Here is an 18,929-nt window from a genome sequence, read left to right as displayed (position 1 = left end):
ATTTAAAAAAATCGGGTTATTGCGTCGCCAATATACTCCAATTGGCTGGCTTCCATTTCGGTGTGGATCGGCAGGGAAATAACGGTCTGAGAGAGCTTTTCGGTCAGGGGAAACGTGCCCGGTCCGGCATCGGGCTGCTGGTAGGCCTTTTGTAAATGGAGCGGCACCGGGTAATAAATCATCGTAGGGATGCCCTGCTGCTCCAGGTGTTGTTTGAGGGCATCGCGCTTGCCGTTGCCGATCTGCAATGTGTATTGATGAAACACGTGCGTGGAATACGGCGCCCGCCACGGTATCGTCACGTGGGGCACGTTCGCTAAAACGCGGTCGTAAAATGCGGCCACCTCGTTACGCCGGCGTGCATAGTCGTCCAGGTAGGGCAGCTTCACTTGTAAGATCGCTGCCTGCAGTGTATCCAGCCGGCTGTTCACGCCCACCAGGTCATGATGATATTTTACCTGCTGGCCGTGGTTGGCGATCATCTTGATCTTCGTGGCCAGCGTCTCGTCGTTGGTAAAGATGGCGCCGCCGTCGCCGTAACATCCCAGGTTTTTCGAAGGAAAGAACGACGTAGTACCAATGGTGCCGATGGTCCCCGCCTTCTTAACACGCTTATCCGGAAAGGCATAGTCCGCACCCAGGGCCTGGGCAGCGTCTTCTATTATATGCAGGTTATGTTTTTGAGCGATGCGCAGCAGCGGCGCCATGTCGGCGCACTGGCCGTATAGGTGCACCGGTACAATAGCTACTGTGCGCGACGTAATCTTCTCCTCTAACCGCTCGGGGTCGATCGTAAACGAATCGCCCCGTACTTCTGCAAAGACCGGCGTCAATCCCAGCAAGGCAATGACCTCTGCCGTCGCCACGTACGTGTGGACCGGAAGAATGATCTCATCACCCGGCTTGAAGCCGAGTGCCATCATGGCAATCTGGAGTGCATCGGTACCGTTGGCACACGGTATGACCGCGCGTACATCCAGGTAGTGCCCCAGTGCACGGGCAAATTCCTGCACGTCGGGCCCCTGAATGAACGCGGTAGAAGTTAAGACTTTTTCAATAGCATGGTCAATCTCGGGTTTGATCCGGGCATACTGCCGGTGCAGATCAACCATTTGAATTTTTTCCATGGCTATCGCATCACAGACGAGCGGTGATCTTCGACTTGTCGAGAAAACCTTTCACATCATACACCACCGCTTTTGGGTGGCTCAGGCCCGCCAGGTCGAGTTCTTTAAACTCCTGGTGGCTTACAGCCAATACCACGGCGTGATACTTTTTGTCAGGTTTGCCGACCAGCGTCAGGCCATACTCGTGCTTCACTTCAGCAGCGTCGGCCTGCGGATCGTAGATGTCGATATTTGTACCAAAGCTTTGCAGCTCACGGATCACGTCCACCACCTTGCTGTTGCGGATGTCAGGGCAGTTCTCCTTGAAGGTGATACCCAGGATCAGCACGTTAGCTTTATGGATAGGCAACTCGTGTTGCGCCATCAGCTTGATGATATTGTTGGCGATGTAAACGCCCATGTTGTCGTTGATGCGACGACCCGCCAGGATCACCTGCGGATGGTAGCCCAGGCTGTCAGCCTTGTACGTCAGGTAGTAAGGGTCAACACCAATACAGTGACCACCTACCAGACCAGGCTTGTAAGGCAGGAAGTTCCATTTCGTGCCGGCAGCTTCCAATACCTCGTGCGTGTCGATGCCGATCCGTTCGAAGATCAGGGCCAGCTCGTTCACGAACGCAATGTTGATGTCGCGCTGGGAGTTCTCAATTACTTTCGCTGCTTCTGCAACCTTCAGCGACGACGCTTTGTGTGTGCCGGCAGTGATGATTTTTTTATACAGTTGGTCAACTTTTTCCGCAATTTCAGGAGTGCTGCCACTGGTTACTTTCTTAATCGTAGGAAGGCGGTGCTGCTTGTCACCGGGGTTGATACGCTCGGGCGAGTAGCCGCAGAAGAAGTCTACATTGAACTTCAGACCGCTTACTTTCTCCAGTACGGGCACACAGACTTCCTCGGTACAGCCAGGGTATACAGTAGACTCATAGATAACGATGTCACCTTTCTTCAGCACGCTGCCAACGGTCTTGCTGGCGCTTTGCAGTGGGCGCAGGTCAGGCGTCTTAAACTCGTCGACAGGTGTAGGAACCGTGATAACGAAATAGTTAACATCTTTCAGGTCGTTGGTTTCCGACGAAAAGCTGAGACCTTTCGAGCTCTTCAGCTCTTCCGATTCTACCTCCAGCGTGCGGTCGTGACCCTTGCGGAGCTCAGCGATTCTGTCCTGGTTGATGTCAAAACCAACTACTTGTAACTTCTTGCCAAACTCTACTGCCAACGGTAACCCTACATAACCAAGTCCAATGATACCGATCTTCTCCATGTTTTTTTATAAGCTAATTTTATAATACTCTTTATACCACTCGATGAAATTGCCAATGCCTTCCTCGATCGGCGTAGACGGCTTAAAATCTACTGCCCGCATCAGGTCGTCCACGTCGGCAAAGGTCGCCGGCACGTCGCCGTCCTGGATCGGCATCAGGTTCTTGATCGCTTTTTTGCCCAGCTTTTGTTCGATTACTTCAATGAAATACAGCAGCTCGGTCGGGCTGTTGTTGCCGATGTTGTAGATACGATAAGGAGCAAAGCTGGTTGCCGGGTCGGGCTCCATGCCGTTCCATTCTGGGTTAGGAACAGGGATATGTGTGGTCAGGCGGCTGATGCTCTCCACAATATCGTCCACGTACGTGAAGTCGCGGCGCATCTTGCCCTGGTTGTAAACGTCGATAGGCTTGCCTTCGATGATGGCTTTGGTAAAGATAAACAACGCCATGTCCGGACGGCCATACGGACCGTATACCGTAAAGAAGCGAAGACCCGTAGTGGGCAGGTTGAACAGCACGGAGTACGTGTGCGCCATCAATTCGTTCGACTTCTTCGACGCCGCATACAGCGAGATCGGGTGGTCGACGTTGTGGTGCACCGAGAACGGCATCTTGGTGTTGGCGCCGTATACCGAGCTGGAAGAAGCATACACCAGGTGTTTCACCTGATTGTGCCGGCAAGCCTCCAAAATATTTAGAAACCCGTGCAGGTTGCTTTCCAGGTATGCGTGGGGGTTAACCAACGAATACCGTACACCCGCCTGGGCAGCCAGATTTACCACATAGTCCGGCTTTTGCTCCGAAAAGATCTGGTAGATGGCTTTCTGGTCGTGCAGGTTGGCCTGAATAAATGTAAAAGCGGGCAGAACCTTCAGTATGGCCAGACGTGAAAGCTTCAGATTTACGTCATAATAATCGTTTACATTGTCGATCCCGATTACCTGGAAGCCCCGTTTGATGAGTTTTTGCGACAAGTGAAACCCGATGAAGCCGGCCGCGCCGGTCACCAGCACTTTGTGTTGAGATGTCATTATTTTTCGTTAAAACAGCGCCAAAGTAAGCGAATTTGAGGTAATATTAAAAATCTGCTAAACTTGCACCCTCATTACATCCCAATGGATAAAAACCTGTCTGACGAGATTGACCTGATGGAGCTTTTGGCCAAAGCTTATCGAAGCATAAAACGACACCTGGCGCTTTTCATTGCGCTGCCCCTGGCGGGCGCGGCCATCGCACTACTCATCTCTTTTAATGCACAGGACAAATATTCGTCCAGCATGATGGTCTCCACCGACCTGATCAGCAAGAACGAGGCGGAGTTTATCGTAAAGGAGCTCGAAGCAGCAGACTCTATCATGCCCGGACTCACCATGGAGGAGGCCAGGCGCCTCATAAACCTGAAGTTCACAGTAGATAGCAAGATCGAACGGATTCCCGTTCGCAACGAAGTAGTCATTGACCGGGAAGTGATTTTTCTAAAGATCACGGCCGAGGTGACAGACCCTTCCATCTTCCCGTCGCTGGAAAAGAAATTGATGCGTTACATGAATTCCATTGACCCCGTCGTGCAAAACCGTAAGCGGCAGGAACTCTTACATCATAAAATGATCGCCAAGCTCGACTCGGAGATTGTCACACTCGACGGCATCCGCCGGCAATCGGACAGCAGAGCCATGGCCGGGTACATCAACCCGGCATCGCTGTTCTCCAAAACGGTAGAGCTATACGAAGATCGCACACAGCGTGAGCTCCGGTTACAAGATATTGCCAACGTACACCTGACCAAAGGCTTTGGCTCGCTTATGAAAGACTCCAGGCTACCGCGCACCATCACCTGCATCATGGGCATTATAGGCGGTTTCTTCCTGTTCGTATTCATCATGTTTGTACAGTATTTCAATAAGTACAACCGCTCACTGAACGAATAAGCCGGCATGCTGCTGACACTCATACGAAAAGAATTTATGCTCGAGCTGCGCCGCAAGGCGGTGATCTCGGGCATAGGCCTGTACATGTTCAGCCTCATCTTCATTTGCTACCTTACTTTCAGCCTGCGGCAGAACTCCATCAACGAAGCTACCTGGTCGGCGCTGTTCTGGCTGGCCATTCTCTTCTCGGTGGTGAACAGCGTTGCCAAAAGCTTCATTGGCGAGAAGCGGGGTGTCTCCATCTATTATTACACGTTGGCTAGCCCCCAGGTTGTAATCCTCTCGAAGATTCTGTACAACACATTGCTCTGCCTGGTATTATCGTTCACGGGCTATGGGCTGTTTGCCCTCTTCATCGACAACCCGGTACAAGACACGCTCTACTTTTTACTGACATTGCTATTGACGTCGATGGGGTTTTCCTCTGCGCTGACGCTCATCTCGGGCATTGCCGCCAAGGCCAACAACAGCCACATCCTGATGGCCGTGCTCAGCTTTCCCGTGGTCATTGCCATCTTGCTGATGGCCATCCGCCTGACCAAAAACGTACTGGACGGCATCGACCGCAGTGCCAGTCTGGACGAGCTGCTCAACCTGCTGGCAATTAATTGTATCCTCACCGCGCTGGCGTATTTGCTCTTCCCGTATATTTGGCGCAGCTAACAGACCTTTGAAAAGCGGGCATGAAGAATTGGGTTAAAATACTGGGAATCTGCTTGTTGCTATATGTACACACGGCGGGCCTCCTGGCCGAGGTTCCCCGGCTGAACATTCTGAACGAAACAGTCCGGGCCTTGTACTTCCACGTTCCCATGTGGTTTGGCATGACCTTCTTATTTACCATGTCGGTCTATTATGCCGTCCGCTACCTGCGCAACCCGTCACCCGAATTGGATCGCAAAGTGCTGGAATATGCCAACGTAGGCACCGTATTTGGCATATTGGGCATTTTTACCGGCATGCTGTGGGCCAACTACACGTGGGGCTCACCGTGGCACGGCGACCCGAAGCAAAACGGCGCGGCCATCGCCCTGCTGGTGTACCTGGCCTACTTCGTGCTGCGCGGCTCACTCGACAATCAGGAGCAACGCGCCCGCCTCAGCGCTGTCTATAATATCTTTGCCTTTGCGGCCATGATCCCGCTCATATTTGTGATCCCCCGCATGACAAGCTCCATGCACCCCGGTAGTGGCGGTAATCCCGGTTTTAACGCCTACGAATTGGACTACCGCATGCGGATGGTCTTTTATCCCGCCGTGGCAGGTTGGATTCTGATCGGCCTCTGGATCACCTCCCTGCGCATCCGACTCAAAACCGTGGAAGAAACTATAATAGACATAGAAGATGAAAAATAAGCTCCTGACCACCCTCCTGTCTTTATTTATCATCCTCACGGCTCAAGCCCAGGCGGATGTTGAAATGGCCGACACCATGCGGTCGGAAGGAAAGATCTATGTGGTCGTCGGCATTATTCTGATCATACTCATCGGTCTGATTGTATACCTCGTGCTGATGGACCGCAAAGTATCGCGTCTCGAAAAGCAACTTTCTGATAGACAGCGCTAAAACCGCACAACACCGCCATTCCCCGACTGACTTTTTTCAGTTGAAATTCCCTTACATTCTAGGCTTTTGTGTCTAATTTTGCGCTGCCTTTGAAAGGGAGGAGGGAATTATGAAGAAATCGCACATTTTAATCATAGTGGTCATCGCCGTCGCCATCGGTATCATGGTGAGCACCGCCGGCGATGCCAGCACATACGTGAATTTCGACGAGGCGTACAAACTGGCATCCGCCGGTAAGACAAAAGACATACACGTGGTCGGCCAGCTGAAAAAAGATGCCGGCGGTCATATCGTAGGGATTGAAGAAGGCGCCGACCGGGTATCGTTCTCGTTCGTCCTGGTAGACGACGCCGGCAAAGAACAGCGGGTGGAGTACGACGAGCCCATGCCGGCCGACATGCTTAAATCCGAAAAAGTGGTGATCGTCGGCAGTTATGCAGGCGAACGCTTTAAAGCCAGCAAGATCATTCTGAAATGCCCCTCTAAATACCAGGAGCAAAGTATCAATGCATAAGGGCATGCGGCATAACTTTCGGTTGGGCCGCGCTATTATTTTCTTTTTTCGTCAAATCGCTACGGCAATATCATGATGCACTATTGGGTTGGTAACCTCGGTCACTTCTTTGTCATTACGTCATTTGTCACGGCCATCGCCGCGGCCTTTTCATACTTCCGCGCTGCCAGTATCAAAGACCTCCACAACAAAAACGCCTGGGTCGTTAACGGCCGCACGGGCTACTACCTGCATGCCCTGGCCACCGTCGGCATTTGCGTGATGTTGTTCGTCATTATCTGCCAGCACTACTTTGAATACCACTACGCGTACAGCCACTCCGATAAAAAACTGTCGACCGACTACCTCATCTCCACCTTCTGGAACGGGCAGGAGGGAAGCTTTCTACTATGGATGTTCTGGCAGGCGCTGCTCGGTATCGTATTGATCCATACTAACAAATTCTGGGAAGCCCCCGTCATGACCGTGTTTGCCCTCGTGCAGGCCTTCCTGGCGTCAATGATCCTCGGTGTCGTGCTGCCGGGCATCGCGGTAAAGATCGGTAGCTCGCCGTTTATCCTCCTGCGCGAAGTAATGCAAGACGCGCCCATCTTTAAGACCAACCCCAACTACATTCCCGAAGACGGCACCGGCCTCAATCCGCTGCTGCAAAACTACTGGATGGTCATTCACCCGCCCACCTTGTTTCTCGGCTTTGCCACGACGCTGGTACCCTTCTCGTTTTGTATCGCCGGTCTGTGGTTTAAGAAATACCGCGAATGGATTCGCCCCGCGCTGCCATGGGCGCTGTTTAGCGCCGCCATACTCGGCCTCGGCATCCTGATGGGCGGCTACTGGGCGTATGAGACACTCAACTTCGGCGGCTACTGGAACTGGGACCCCGTGGAAAACGGAGTATATGTACCCTGGCTTGTGCTGGTCGGTGCCATCCATACCATGATCTCATACAAGAATAGCGAGACCGCGTTGAAGGCCTCCGTCATACTGGCCATCGCGACGTTCGTCCTGATCTTATACTCCACATTCCTGACGCGCAGTGGCGTGCTGGGCGATACATCGGTGCACTCTTTTACCGACCTGGGCCTGTCAGGCCAGCTCCTGACTTACCTGCTGTTCTTTGCCGTTGCGGCTATTGTGTTGGCGATTGTACGCTGGCGCGAAATACCGTCAAGCAAAGAGGAGGCAGCGGTATACTCCCGCGAGTTCTGGATCTTCATCGGTGTGATCACGCTATGCTTCATGGCCTTCCAGGTGTTGATCCCCACGTCGTTCCCGGTGTGGAATCAATTTGTTGGATTGTTCGGCATCAAATCTTCACTGGCCCCTCCTGGCGATCAGATTACCTTCTATTCTAAGTTTCAGGTGTGGTTTGCTATCGTCATTGCCACCCTCTCAGGCGCCGTACAGTTTCTCTGGTGGAAAAAGATCGACCTGAAGACCTGGATGCAACAGCTCTTTATACCCTTTGTGGTAGCATTGCTGGCAACGCTCGTCATTGTCAACGTCCGCCAGGTATTTGACATTCGGTACGTGCTGATGTTGCTGACCGGGTTGTTTACCATCTGTGCCAATATAAAAATTGGCATTCAGCTCCTCCGCACAAGTGCCGGCCTGTCGGGTGGCGCCGTAGCGCACATCGGCGTCGGACTGATGCTCATCGGTGTCATGTTCTCGGCCGGCTACTCAAGAGTGGTGTCGCTGAACAACACGGGCATGATGATCTCCAAAGATTTCAGCGACGAGTTTAATCGCGACAACCTCATTCTCTTTATCAACGAACCCCGCACCATGTGGGGCTATGACATCGAGTATATGGGCGAGCGCCTCTCACCGCGTTACCACGCGGGCTATGTGCGCCGCAGTGATGTGGCCAAGACCCTCGACAAAGACCTCGTCATTACCAAAATTCCGCAGAACCTCGGCGGCGTGGCATACAATGCCGGTGATACCATTGGCATAAAAGGCGAAGACACCTACTACGAAATTCAGCTTCGCAAGAACGGGAAGACCTATGCCCTCTATCCGCGAGCACAGATCAATCCGGAGATGGGCGGCATGCTCGCGTCACCCGATATCTACCGAACCGTCAGCGCCGATCTGTACACGCACGTGTCGTCGGTCATGAATCCCGACGAAGAAACCGAGTGGAGCCCGCTGCAGCAAGATACCGTTAGTCAGGGGCAACAGTTTTTTGCCAACGACTATGTCACTGTGCTCGAATCGGTAGAACGAGTCAACACCGTAGAAGGCGTTACGTTGCGGGATCAGGACGTAGCCGTGAAGGCGCATATTAAAGTACAGGGCGAACATGGCCAGTATGTAGCCGAGCCGATCTTTCTCATCAGGGATAAACTGGTGGCCTACATTCCCGACGAAATCAACGACCTGGGACTGCGCTTTACACTGGTCAACATTCGTCCGGAGACCAACACCTTCATCATTGGTGCCAACACCCGGCAAAAGGATTGGGTCATTATCAAAGCCATGGAGAAACCCTTCATCAACATCCTGTGGATCGGGACCCTCGTACTGATGTTAGGCTTTGGTATCGCCATGGTGCGTCGCTTCCGCGAGTTCATCAAGATGAAAGCAAAGGGCCAGGAGTAATCAGCATCGCAATACCGTACATGGCACTACTGTTACACCAGTGGTGCCAATGCTTTTATGTTAAGCTCTGTCCGCTTATATTGAACGCGTGAATTTGCTGTGCAATTATTTCATCGGCGACTACCTGCGCCGCGAACCTGACCTATTAAAGCAGGCAAGCATCCGGCTGGTGTATCACATCCTGATGGCCGCCATTATTTCACTGGTATTTTTCTTTACCATCTACATCATCAAGCGGTATGATGCCCAGCTCATCAAGAACCTGATCATCCTCGCCCTATTTATCGGGACACTTTTCTACATCAAGTATACCGGATCAATCCGGTTTGTGTGTCATTTTCTCGTCGTCGTTTCATGGTTGAACAACAACATCACGATCTACCTCTTCGATGATTTTAACTTCATCGTCGCGCTGTTGACTGTGGCAGATATCATCTTTGCCTTTCATACCTTGGGTAACCGCATGGGTTTGATCTACTCCTTGTTGCACTTTCTACCCATTCTGGCGCACTTCATGATCCGCCATGCGGGTATTCACCTCAATCCCGGACCGCCGCAACAGCAGGCCTATACGGAGAGCATCCTTGCACTGTTCCTCGTTTTCTTTATCATTGTCTACCTCATCTACCACTACCACCAGGCGTACGAGCTGGCACGTCGCGCCATCGTACAGCATGTCGAGGATCTGGAAAAAGCGCGCGAGATCGCCAACGCCATGAATAAGCTCAAGGCGAACTTCCTGTCCAACATGTCGCACGAGATTCGAACACCCATCAACGGTATCCTCGGCCTTAGCCAGGTGATCGCCCTGGAGTCGAAGGAAGAGGAGACCCGCAAGTACGTAGAGATGCAACAGCAAAGCGGCCGTCGCCTGCTCGACACCATGACGAGCATACTCGAGCTGTCGCGCCTCGAGACCGAGCAGGAAGATCCCAAACGCAAGTCCGTAGCCATTAACCCCCTCGTGGAACAATGCCTGGCCGCGGTCGAGGGCCGCGCACGCGAGAAAAGGCTCGATATTACCTTCCGGCCCTGTCCCAACGCCCCGCAAGGACTATCAAACGAGCACATGCTGCGGCAGGTGATTGCCCACGTCATTGGTAACGCAGTAAAATTTACCGACAAAGGCAGTATACTCGTAGAGACCCGCCTGGCAGAGGCCGACCCCGGCATGATCATGATTCGCGTAACCGATACCGGCATTGGCATCGCCCCCGAGTTTATGACCCGCATGTATAAACCCTTCGAGCAGGAAAGTACCGGCCGCAGCCGCAGCCACGAAGGCACCGGATTAGGACTTGCCCTGGCGAAGAAGTACATTCAGTCACTGAAAGGCGAAATACGGGCCCAATCAGAAAAAGGCAAAGGCAGTGTATTTACTATCCTGCTGCCCGCCTATACACCTGCACCATGAAACGCATCCTATACGTCGAAGACGACCTGATCAACGCGTTGGTCATGGAGAAACTTTTTAAAGACACGTTTCTGATTACCCACGTGGAGAGTGGTGAAAGTTGCCTGGAGACTCTCGCCCGGAAAAGCTTCGACCTGGTGCTGATGGACATCAACCTCGGCCCCGGCCAGATGACCGGAGTCGACGCGCTGCGGGCCATCCGCAGTGAGCCCGCGACGGCCGGCATACCGGTGGTAGCGATAACCGCCTATGCCTTTTCCCACGACGAAGAACGGTTTCTGAAAGAGGGTTTTACCGGCTACATTCCCAAGCCCCTCGACTGGCGTGCATTGCCCGAAAAAATCGACCAATATTTTGCCCGGTAGTTTTACTTCCTGGGGGTTTTCGTAATTTCAAAGCTTTAGTGATAACCGATCGTGCTGTTGAATTCACGTCCCCCGTTAGCGGAGCGCATGCGCCCGGCAAAGCTCGATGAGCTGATAGGACAAGAACATCTTACAGGCCCGAATGGCGTCATCCGCCGGGCCATACAAATGGGCAGTATCCCCTCCATGATTTTCTGGGGGCCGCCCGGCGTCGGCAAGACCACCCTGGCCAACATCATTGCCCACGAAGTAAAGAAGCCCTTCTATACCCTCAGCGCCATCAATGCCGGCGTCAAAGACGTACGCGACGTAATTGAAAAAGCCAAACACTCGCAGCGTTCCATCCTGTTCATCGACGAAATTCACCGCTTCAATAAAAGCCAGCAGGACGCCCTGCTCGGCGCCGTCGAGAAAGGAACCATCACCCTGATCGGTGCCACTACCGAAAACCCTTCGTTTGAAGTAAACAACGCCTTGCTGTCGCGTTGTCAGGTATATACTTTGCGCGCCCTGACGGAAGACAAGCTGCTGGAGCTTGTGCACCAGGCCCTGACCCGCGACGAAGACCTCAAGACGCGCAACGTTGAAATACGCGAGCACCAGGCCCTGCTCAACATCAGCGGCGGCGATGGCCGCAAGCTGCTCAACCTGGTCGAGCTTATTACGGATGCCGTACCCGGCGATATCGTCGTCACCGATGAACTGGTGATGGACCTGGCGCAGAAACACATCGCCATCTACGACAAGAATGGTGAGGCGCACTACGACATCATCTCCGCTTTTATCAAATCCATCCGCGGCAGTGATCCAAATGCGGCGTTATACTACCTGGCGCGCATGGTAGACGGCGGTGAAGATGTGAAGTTCATCGCCCGCCGCTTAGTCATACTATCGTCGGAAGATATAGGCAACGCAAACCCTACTGCGCTGATTCTGGCCACCAACACCTTCCAGGCCGTGAACATCATCGGCTATCCGGAGGCGCGCATCATCCTGGCGCAATGCGTGGTATACCTGGCCAGCTCGCCCAAGAGCAACGCCAGTTATATGGGCATTGGCAAAGCGCTCCAGGCGGTGGCAGAAACCGGCGACCTCCCTGTGCCGCTGCAGATTCGCAATGCGCCCACCAAGCTCATGAAGAACATGGACTACGGCAAAGGCTATCAATACGCGCACGACTACGAAAACAACTTCATCGCCATGGAGTTTTTGCCCGACAAGATCAAAGGCACGAAGTTCTATGACCCTGGTAACAACGCGCGTGAAGAAGAATTGCGCAAGTACCTGCGCAACTTGTGGAAAGATAAATATCGCTACTAACCCGGCCGGCCGCCATGCAACAGATACTCTTTGACTCATCGCCCGCTTACCTGCTACTGTGCCTCGTCCTGGCCGCAGCGCTGGCGTACCTTATGTATCGCGCCAGCCACCCGTGGGGCAAAACATGGAACCGCATATTGCTAAGCTTGCGCGCGCTACTGCTTTTCCTGCTGCTCTTCCTGCTGCTGGGACCGATCGTACGGCAGATCAACAACCTCTTCGAGAAGCCCGTGTTCGTCATGTTGTATGACGACTCTGCCTCCGTGCGCGAAGCAACCGACTCTACCGTACTGCGCAACGTAGAACTAAAATTGCAAGCCACGCAGCAAGCGCTCGAAGAACAAGGCTACCAGGTGGTACGCACCGGCCTGGCCGGTACACCCCTGGACAACGTAACGTATACCGCCCCCACCACTGACCTGACGGGCGCGTTAAAAAAAGTAGCCAACCGGTACGAAGGGAAAAAGATTGCCGGCGTGCTGCTGGCCTCCGATGGTATCTATAACACGGGTCTTTCGCCGCTTTACGCAGCGTACGGATTCCCCGTCCATACATTGGGCGTGGGTGATACGCTGCAGCGCATGGACATTGCCATCAAGAACGTGGCCTATAACAAGATTGCTTACCAGGGCAACCAGTTCCCCGTGCGGGTGGAAGTCATGGCGCGCAACGTAGGCAATCGCCCGGTGCAAGTGTCGCTGCAGCAACGCGGCCGGGTGCTGTCGCAGCAAACCAAATCCGCCAACGGCGACCAGCTATTGATCTACGACTTCCTCGCCGCCGCCAACGATCAGGGTATACAAAAGCTCGACATAGAAGTAACCGTCCTGCCCGGCGAGTTCAACACACGCAACAACCGCACCTCGATTTTTGTGGAGGTAGTAGAAGGCAAGAAAAAGATCCTGGTAGTCGCCCCCGCACCACACCCTGACGTTAAAGCGCTGCGCGAAGTAATCGAGCAGAATGCCAACTACGAATGTGTACTGCACATACCCGGCCTGGATGAACAACCCGCCAGTGTATTGCAGTCAGATCAAACCGACCTCGTCATCTTCCACCAGGCACCCGACCTGCGCGGCACCACCCGCGAGCTCTTCCTGCGCTTGCTGAAGACGAAAGCCTCGATCTTCCTCATCCTCGGTGAGCTGTCTGATCTGCGCCTGATCGCACAGCAGAACATGCCGCTGAAGCTCGACGGCATGCCCCGTGAGTTCGACGACGTAACACCGGTAGTCAATCCCGCCTTTCCAAACTTTGAGCTGTCGGCCAGTACTACGTCGCTGCTGACAGACTACCCGCCGCTGTCGGTACACTTTGGCAAGATCAACGTACCGTTGCAAGCGGTCCCGTTGTTATACCAGCGCGTCGGCAACCTGGCCACGCAAAAGCCGCTGCTCGCGGTAAGTGTACAGGATGCACGCAAGACCGGTATTTTATTAGGCGCCGGCATCTGGCGCTGGCGCCTGAACGAGTTTGACCGCACGGAGCACACCGAAGCCTTTGATGAGCTGTTTGGCAAGCTTATTCAATTTCTCAGTACCACCGACGACAAACGCAAGTTCCGCAGCTATCCGCTGCAACAAGAGTTTTCCGATACGGAAGCCGTGGTCTTTGAAAGCCAGGTATACAACGACCTCTTTGAGCCGGTCTATGGTAACACCATCGCCTTGTCACTGACCGACGAAAAAGGCAAGAAGTATGATTACTCGTATGTAACCAGCCAGGGCAACAGCCAGTATTCCATCGGTGGATTGAAAGAAGGTGTATACCGGTATAGCGCGCGTACCACCATCAATCAAAAGGCTGAGGCCGTGCGCGGCGAGTTTGCCGTCGTGCACCGCCAGGCCGAGCTGCAAAACCTGACCGCCGACTTCGACCTGTTACGCCGCATATCGGCCAACACCGGTGGCACATTCTACAATGTTACCCAACTGGACAAACTGCAGGCCGACCTGCGCAAGACCGAGGTTACGAGCGTGATTCACACCGAAGAATCGTTCGAGTCGCTGGTCAATCTCAAGTGGGTATTCTTCGTGCTGCTGGCGCTGGTAACCGTCGAGTGGTTCTCGCGTCGCTACTGGGGCAGCTATTAAGGTCTGTCTACCGGCAGGCGGGCCTTTCGTATCTCCCAAACTGTTCGTATTTTAGAATTACCAACCTTCCCATGAGTACAAAAAAGAAAATCCTACTGGCAGTGGTGGCTATCCTGGTCATCATACAATTTATTCAACCCTCCAAAAACATCGCCCTTCCGCTGATCACGGACGACGACATTTCGAAAAAATACGCCATATCCGAAGATGTCCACCAGATCCTGATCAAAAAATGCTACGACTGCCACAGCAACAACACCGCATACCCGTGGTACTACAACATTCAGCCGATAGCGTGGTGGATGGCGCACCACATCGAAGAAGGCAAAGAAGAGCTAAACTTCTCCACCTTTAAAACATACCCCGACAAGAAAGCCGCCCACAAGCTCGAAGAACTAGGCGAAGCCGTAAACGAAGGCTGGATGCCCCTGGACTCCTACCTCTGGATCCACCACGAAGCCGAGATCACAGAAGCAGATCGTACGGCCATTAATGCCTGGTTAAAGACGCTGCCAAAATAACACCTGGTTCAAGTCTTCCGACCGAAGGAAGGGCGATCCGATAGCTATCGGAATGGACCTGAACCCAATGCCAGTCTTCAGACTGGCGAGAGCCTGCACATAAGGCCCGATATTTTATAGTACAAAAAACTAAACAAACACCACCATGCGCTGGACAGGCAGAAGACAAAGCTCAAACGTAGAAGACCGTCGCGGTAGCGGCGGTGGCGGCATGCTCAAAGGCGGCCTCGGCATTGGTGGCATTCTGATCGTCGTGGTCATTAGCCTGGTCATGAAAAAGAACCCCCTTGAGGTTCTCCAACAGACCGGCGTTGGTACCGGGGGCACTACCACCGAAGAACGCGCGCCTCTCACTGCTGAGGAAGAGAAGATGGGCGAGTTTGTCGCCACCGTATTGGCCGACACCGAAGACGTCTGGCACAAGCTCATGAGCGACTACCGCGAGCCTACCCTCGTACTCTTCACCGGCCAGGTAGCCTCCGGCTGTGGCAACGCCAGCTCCGCGACTGGCCCGTTCTACTGCTCGGCCGACGAGAAACTATACATCGACCTCAGCTTCTACGAAGAACTCCGCTCGCGCTTCCAGGCCCCCGGCGACTTTGCACAAGCCTATGTCATTGCGCACGAAGTAGGCCACCACGTACAACACCTCATGGGCACAACCGACCGCGTCCACAGCATGCGCGGCCAGCTCAGCGAAACAGAGTATAACAAACAATCCGTACGCCTCGAGCTGCAAGCCGACTTCTTTGCGGGCGTATGGGCGCACCACGCCCAGAAGATGCAGAATATACTCGAAGCCGGTGACATCGAAGAAGCGCTCGGCGCAGCCACAGCCATCGGAGACGATCGACTGCAGAAACAAGCCACCGGTGAGGTGGTACCCGACTCGTTCACCCACGGCACGTCGGCGCAACGCGTGCGCTGGTTCAAAAAAGGCTTTGAAACGGGTGACATCAATCAAGGCGACACCTTCAATACCGACGACCTCTAAAAAATCACGCAGTAAAAAATAGCGAATCCCCGCACTTGTTTGCCGCCGGTGCTGTTGTCAACGATATGACAATCCAATCGGTATGCAGTTGAAATTAAGTGTGCTGGATCAGACACCCATCCGGCGGGGAAGCACCGCCGTAGAGGCCTTACAGGAAAGCGTAGCCCTGGCACGCCTGGCCGACAAGCTGGGCTATACACGCTATTGGTTATCCGAACACCACAACATCACCACGCTGGCCGGCGCCGCGCCTGAAGTTCTAATCGCACGACTTGCTGCCGAGACCAAACACATACGCTTTGGCTCCGGGGGCATCATGCTGCCCAACCATAGCACCTTAAAAGTAGCCGAGAACTTTCGCCTGCTCGAAGCCCTCTACCCGGGGCGCATCGACCTGGGCATCGGTCGCGCCCCCGGTGGCGACCGCCTGACAGCCTCCCTGCTGAATCCTTCCAATACATTTGATCCGCAGGAATATTTAACCCAGATCATCGACCTCAAAGCCTTTCTTTCCGAAGACGCCCGGCCCGACACCGTACACGAAAAAGTAAAAGCTATTCCCCGCGTAGAGACCATACCCGACTTGTGGATGCTCACGTCGAGCGGTGAGAGCGCCTACCTGGCCGCCCATTTTGGTATGTCGCTATCGTTTGCACAGTTCATAAATCCGGTTGGTGGACCGGAAGCTGTCGCGGCCTACCGTAAATTATTTAAAGGAGATGGATCACAAACGCCGCGGGCGTCCGTCAGCATCTTTGCTTTCTGTGGTGACACCGAGGAAAAAGCAGCGCAAGTACAAGCAGTAATGGACTACCGCTTATTGAGCATCGAGCGCGGCAAGGTAGACGAAGCACCTTCGTACGAAGCCATCAAAGACTATGCGTATAGCCGTGAAGAGTGGGCCAGGGTGCAATACAATCGTATGCGGATGATAACTGGTACGCCTGACGTGGTAAAAGAAAAGATCACGAAGCTCGCGGAGCAGTTCGGAGTAGACGAAGTAATGATTGCTACATTTGCCGACCATCACGAAGATCGTCTGCGTTCATACACTTTATTAGCAGAGCAATTTTCGCTCGTGCCGGCGCCAGAAGCTATTATGCGTTAGTTAGGCGCAGCATGATTTTAATCATATTGTCACCGCACACGGTATATATTTGGTTTTCGCCCGGTGCGACTACGTAATTCGCGTGTGAATTTCCCCTTCTTTAAAATTTTCTGATACTTTTGTAGGCCGCCACGGGAAACCAACGCTGGAAATTTTTACTAAACATACCATAACACTATGTCGACCGTACTTGGATACTCACAAGCAAAGATCGTATTCGATCATGCCAAGGCCAATCAGTATGCACTACCCGCCATTAACATTTCGAACTCCAACACCATCAACGCCAGCCTGGAAACTGCCAAGAGTGTAGGGTCACCTGTTATCATTCAATTCTCGAACGGCGGCTCGTCGTTCTACGCCGGCAAGTCGTTGCCGAACAAGCAGCAAGAAGCTTCCATCCTGGGTGCTATTGCAGCTGCGAAATACGTACACGAAGTGAGCGATGCTTACGGCGTACCGGTGCTGCTCAACACCGACCACGCTGCGAAGAAGCTCATTCCCTGGGTTGACGGAATGCTGGCAGAAGGCGAAAAATTCTTCAAACAAGCCGGCAAGCCCCTTTTCTCATCGCACATGCTCGACCTGTCGGAAGAGCCACTGAAAGAAAACATCGAGACCAGCAAACGCTACCTCGAAAAAATGACCAAGCTCAACATGTTCCTCGAGATCGAGCTTGGCGTAACCGGTGGTGAAGAAGACGGCGTGGACAACTCGCACGTAGAAGCCTCCAAGCTGTACACACAGCCTGAAGAAGTATCCTATGCGTACGAAGAGCTGTCAAAAGTAAGCCCGAACTTTGTGATCGCGGCATCCTTCGGCAACGTACACGGCGTATACAAGCCTGGTAACGTAAAGCTGGATCCTACCATCTTGCGCAACTCACAGGAATTCATCCAAAAGAAATTCAACACCGGCAAGAACCCTGTAAACTTCGTGTTCCACGGCGGCTCAGGTTCTGAAGCGGAGAAGATCCAGGAGGCAATCGGCTACGGTGTCATTAAAATGAACATCGACACAGATTTGCAGTGGGCATTCTGGGACGGTATCCTGAAGTACTACAAAAAGAACGGCGACTATCTGCAAGGACAGCTCGGCAACCCGTCAGGCATCGATGCCCCGAATAAAAAGTACTATGATCCGCGCGTATGGTTGCGCGATGGCGAGACCAGCTTCAAAGAACGCCTTACACAGGCCTTCCAGGAGCTGAACGCCCTGAATCGCAACGTGCCGCTCTAACAGCAGGCATAAAAAAATATAAGGCAAAAGTCCACGGCCGCGTTTTAACGCATCAGCCGTGGACTTTTTTGATGTCAGCTGTTTACGGCTGGGGTGCTAGTGATGGTGTACGCATCCTGGCGGGTTATCGTGACGTTTTTCCATTTTCCGAGCTTGCGTACCCGGCCGTCAAATAACAGGTCTCCACGGTTCTTAAAACGTTTATTAAGATTGTCCTGGATCACCCAAAGACCATCGATCTCGGGGTCGCCTGATTGCAACCGTACGGTATCACCATAGTGGAACTTGCCTTTCCAGCGTTTTAACAGATCTCTTGACAGGGCCATCCAGCGAATTTCTTGCTTTAACAGCTTTCCCGTGTCAATTCGTGCATTGCTAGCCGTAATCAGGGGTGTTCTGTCACACTGACGTTTCTCCGGATTGTACACGGTTAGTGTTTCCAGCGTCACAGTTACCTCATTATGGCCCATTAAAGTGGTTTTATGGCTGATACCCTTTGTGTATGAGCCGATTATCGGCATCATCATAAAAGCAACCAAAAACACAACAATTTTTGAAATTTTCATACTTAGACGTTTTCAAACATTCACGGGCTACTGAGAAACTTCCATGCCAAAAAATGTCAATTCACCCGTTATTAATACCCGATATATCAGGTAAACGGTTGAATTGTACGTTTTGCCACGAAAAAAGTTACATTTTGTCAAAAAACTGACATGTAGAAACGGCCAAAATGGCTGTAGAAAAACCTGACACAATGGGGAGTTCCATCCTCATCACGATGTCAGGAAAACACCGCAACTCCACCGCAACTGGCCATTTCGGAGCCTGATCGAACGAGAACTATAGCTATAGTATGTATATAAAAAAT

General features: G+C 52.9%; 18 protein-coding genes. 14 read left to right on the top strand and 4 right to left on the bottom strand.

Annotated elements, in window-relative coordinates:
• Positions 1-2: 2 nt before the first annotated feature.
• Genes K7P01_RS29075 through K7P01_RS29065 form a run of 3 tightly spaced genes read right to left on the bottom strand, consistent with a single transcriptional unit; the run spans position 3 to position 3,420 of the window.
• Positions 3-1,127, bottom strand: coding sequence for a DegT/DnrJ/EryC1/StrS family aminotransferase (locus K7P01_RS29075; protein ID WP_267298101.1), 1,125 nt, complete (start codon positions 1,125-1,127; stop codon positions 3-5).
• Between the two features lie 10 nt (positions 1,128-1,137).
• Positions 1,138-2,388: a nucleotide sugar dehydrogenase gene (locus K7P01_RS29070; RefSeq protein WP_267298100.1), complete on the bottom strand. Its 1,251-nt coding sequence runs from the start codon at positions 2,386-2,388 to the stop codon at positions 1,138-1,140.
• A gap of 6 nt (positions 2,389-2,394) precedes the next feature.
• Positions 2,395-3,420 carry an NAD-dependent epimerase gene (locus tag K7P01_RS29065; RefSeq protein WP_267298099.1) on the bottom strand — a complete coding sequence of 342 codons (1,026 nt, stop codon included), beginning with the start codon at positions 3,418-3,420 and terminating at the stop codon, positions 2,395-2,397.
• An 84-nt stretch (positions 3,421-3,504) separates the two neighbouring features.
• Here K7P01_RS29065 and K7P01_RS29060 point away from each other — a divergent pair, with 84 nt between their 5' ends.
• The 14 genes from K7P01_RS29060 (at position 3,505) to fbaA (ending at position 18,058) form a co-directional block, all read left to right on the top strand.
• Positions 3,505-4,317: a Wzz/FepE/Etk N-terminal domain-containing protein gene (locus K7P01_RS29060; protein WP_267298098.1), complete on the top strand. Its 813-nt coding sequence runs from the start codon at positions 3,505-3,507 to the stop codon at positions 4,315-4,317.
• Positions 4,318-4,323: 6 nt separating this feature from the next.
• Positions 4,324-4,980: a heme exporter protein CcmB gene (locus tag K7P01_RS29055; RefSeq protein ID WP_267298097.1), complete on the top strand. Its 657-nt coding sequence runs from the start codon at positions 4,324-4,326 to the stop codon at positions 4,978-4,980.
• Between the two features lie 20 nt (positions 4,981-5,000).
• The gene (locus K7P01_RS29050; protein WP_267298096.1) at positions 5,001-5,672 is read left to right on the top strand and encodes a cytochrome c biogenesis protein; all 672 of its coding nucleotides are present in this window, start codon (positions 5,001-5,003) and stop codon (positions 5,670-5,672) included.
• The gene (locus K7P01_RS29045; protein ID WP_267298095.1) at positions 5,662-5,883 is read left to right on the top strand and encodes a CcmD family protein; all 222 of its coding nucleotides are present in this window, start codon (positions 5,662-5,664) and stop codon (positions 5,881-5,883) included. The genes K7P01_RS29050 and K7P01_RS29045 overlap by 11 nt, the downstream gene beginning before the upstream one ends.
• Positions 5,884-5,992: 109 nt before the next feature.
• Positions 5,993-6,397, top strand: a complete 405-nt coding sequence (locus K7P01_RS29040; RefSeq protein ID WP_267298094.1) for a cytochrome c maturation protein CcmE — start codon at positions 5,993-5,995, stop codon at positions 6,395-6,397.
• Between the two features lie 72 nt (positions 6,398-6,469).
• Positions 6,470-9,004, top strand: coding sequence for a cytochrome c biogenesis protein CcsA (gene ccsA / locus K7P01_RS29035; RefSeq protein ID WP_267298093.1), 2,535 nt, complete (start codon positions 6,470-6,472; stop codon positions 9,002-9,004).
• Positions 9,005-9,092: 88 nt separating this feature from the next.
• The gene (locus K7P01_RS29030; RefSeq protein ID WP_267298092.1) at positions 9,093-10,418 is read left to right on the top strand and encodes a sensor histidine kinase; all 1,326 of its coding nucleotides are present in this window, start codon (positions 9,093-9,095) and stop codon (positions 10,416-10,418) included.
• Positions 10,415-10,783 (top strand): response regulator, encoded by a 369-nt coding sequence (locus K7P01_RS29025; RefSeq protein WP_267298091.1) that lies wholly within the window; start codon positions 10,415-10,417, stop codon positions 10,781-10,783. Before K7P01_RS29030 ends, K7P01_RS29025 begins: the two co-directional genes overlap by 4 nt.
• An 87-nt stretch (positions 10,784-10,870) precedes the next feature.
• On the top strand, positions 10,871-12,103 hold the full coding sequence (locus K7P01_RS29020; protein ID WP_267298131.1) for a replication-associated recombination protein A: 1,233 nt from the start codon (positions 10,871-10,873) through the stop codon (positions 12,101-12,103).
• Between the two features lie 14 nt (positions 12,104-12,117).
• Positions 12,118-14,196 (top strand): hypothetical protein, encoded by a 2,079-nt coding sequence (locus K7P01_RS29015; RefSeq protein ID WP_267298090.1) that lies wholly within the window; start codon positions 12,118-12,120, stop codon positions 14,194-14,196.
• A 71-nt stretch (positions 14,197-14,267) separates the two neighbouring features.
• Positions 14,268-14,717, top strand: coding sequence for a heme-binding domain-containing protein (locus tag K7P01_RS29010; protein WP_267298089.1), 450 nt, complete (start codon positions 14,268-14,270; stop codon positions 14,715-14,717).
• A gap of 145 nt (positions 14,718-14,862) precedes the next feature.
• Positions 14,863-15,711: a KPN_02809 family neutral zinc metallopeptidase gene (ypfJ, locus tag K7P01_RS29005; protein ID WP_267298088.1), complete on the top strand. Its 849-nt coding sequence runs from the start codon at positions 14,863-14,865 to the stop codon at positions 15,709-15,711.
• A gap of 82 nt (positions 15,712-15,793) precedes the next feature.
• Positions 15,794-16,819 (top strand): LLM class flavin-dependent oxidoreductase, encoded by a 1,026-nt coding sequence (locus K7P01_RS29000; RefSeq protein ID WP_267298087.1) that lies wholly within the window; start codon positions 15,794-15,796, stop codon positions 16,817-16,819.
• A 177-nt stretch (positions 16,820-16,996) separates the two neighbouring features.
• Positions 16,997-18,058: a class II fructose-bisphosphate aldolase gene (gene fbaA, locus K7P01_RS28995; protein WP_267298086.1), complete on the top strand. Its 1,062-nt coding sequence runs from the start codon at positions 16,997-16,999 to the stop codon at positions 18,056-18,058.
• A gap of 74 nt (positions 18,059-18,132) precedes the next feature.
• On the opposite strand, the gene K7P01_RS28990 is transcribed toward fbaA, so the two are convergent.
• Entirely contained in the window at positions 18,133-18,624 is a 492-nt protein-coding gene (locus tag K7P01_RS28990; protein WP_267298085.1) for an RlpA-like double-psi beta-barrel domain-containing protein, read from the bottom strand.
• Positions 18,625-18,929: the final 305 nt, after the last annotated feature.

This window comes from Parachryseolinea silvisoli, assembly GCF_021190955.1.
GTDB lineage: Bacteria > Bacteroidota > Bacteroidia > Cytophagales > Cyclobacteriaceae > Ohtaekwangia > Ohtaekwangia silvisoli.
This window is presented reverse-complemented; position numbering and strand designations above follow the sequence as displayed.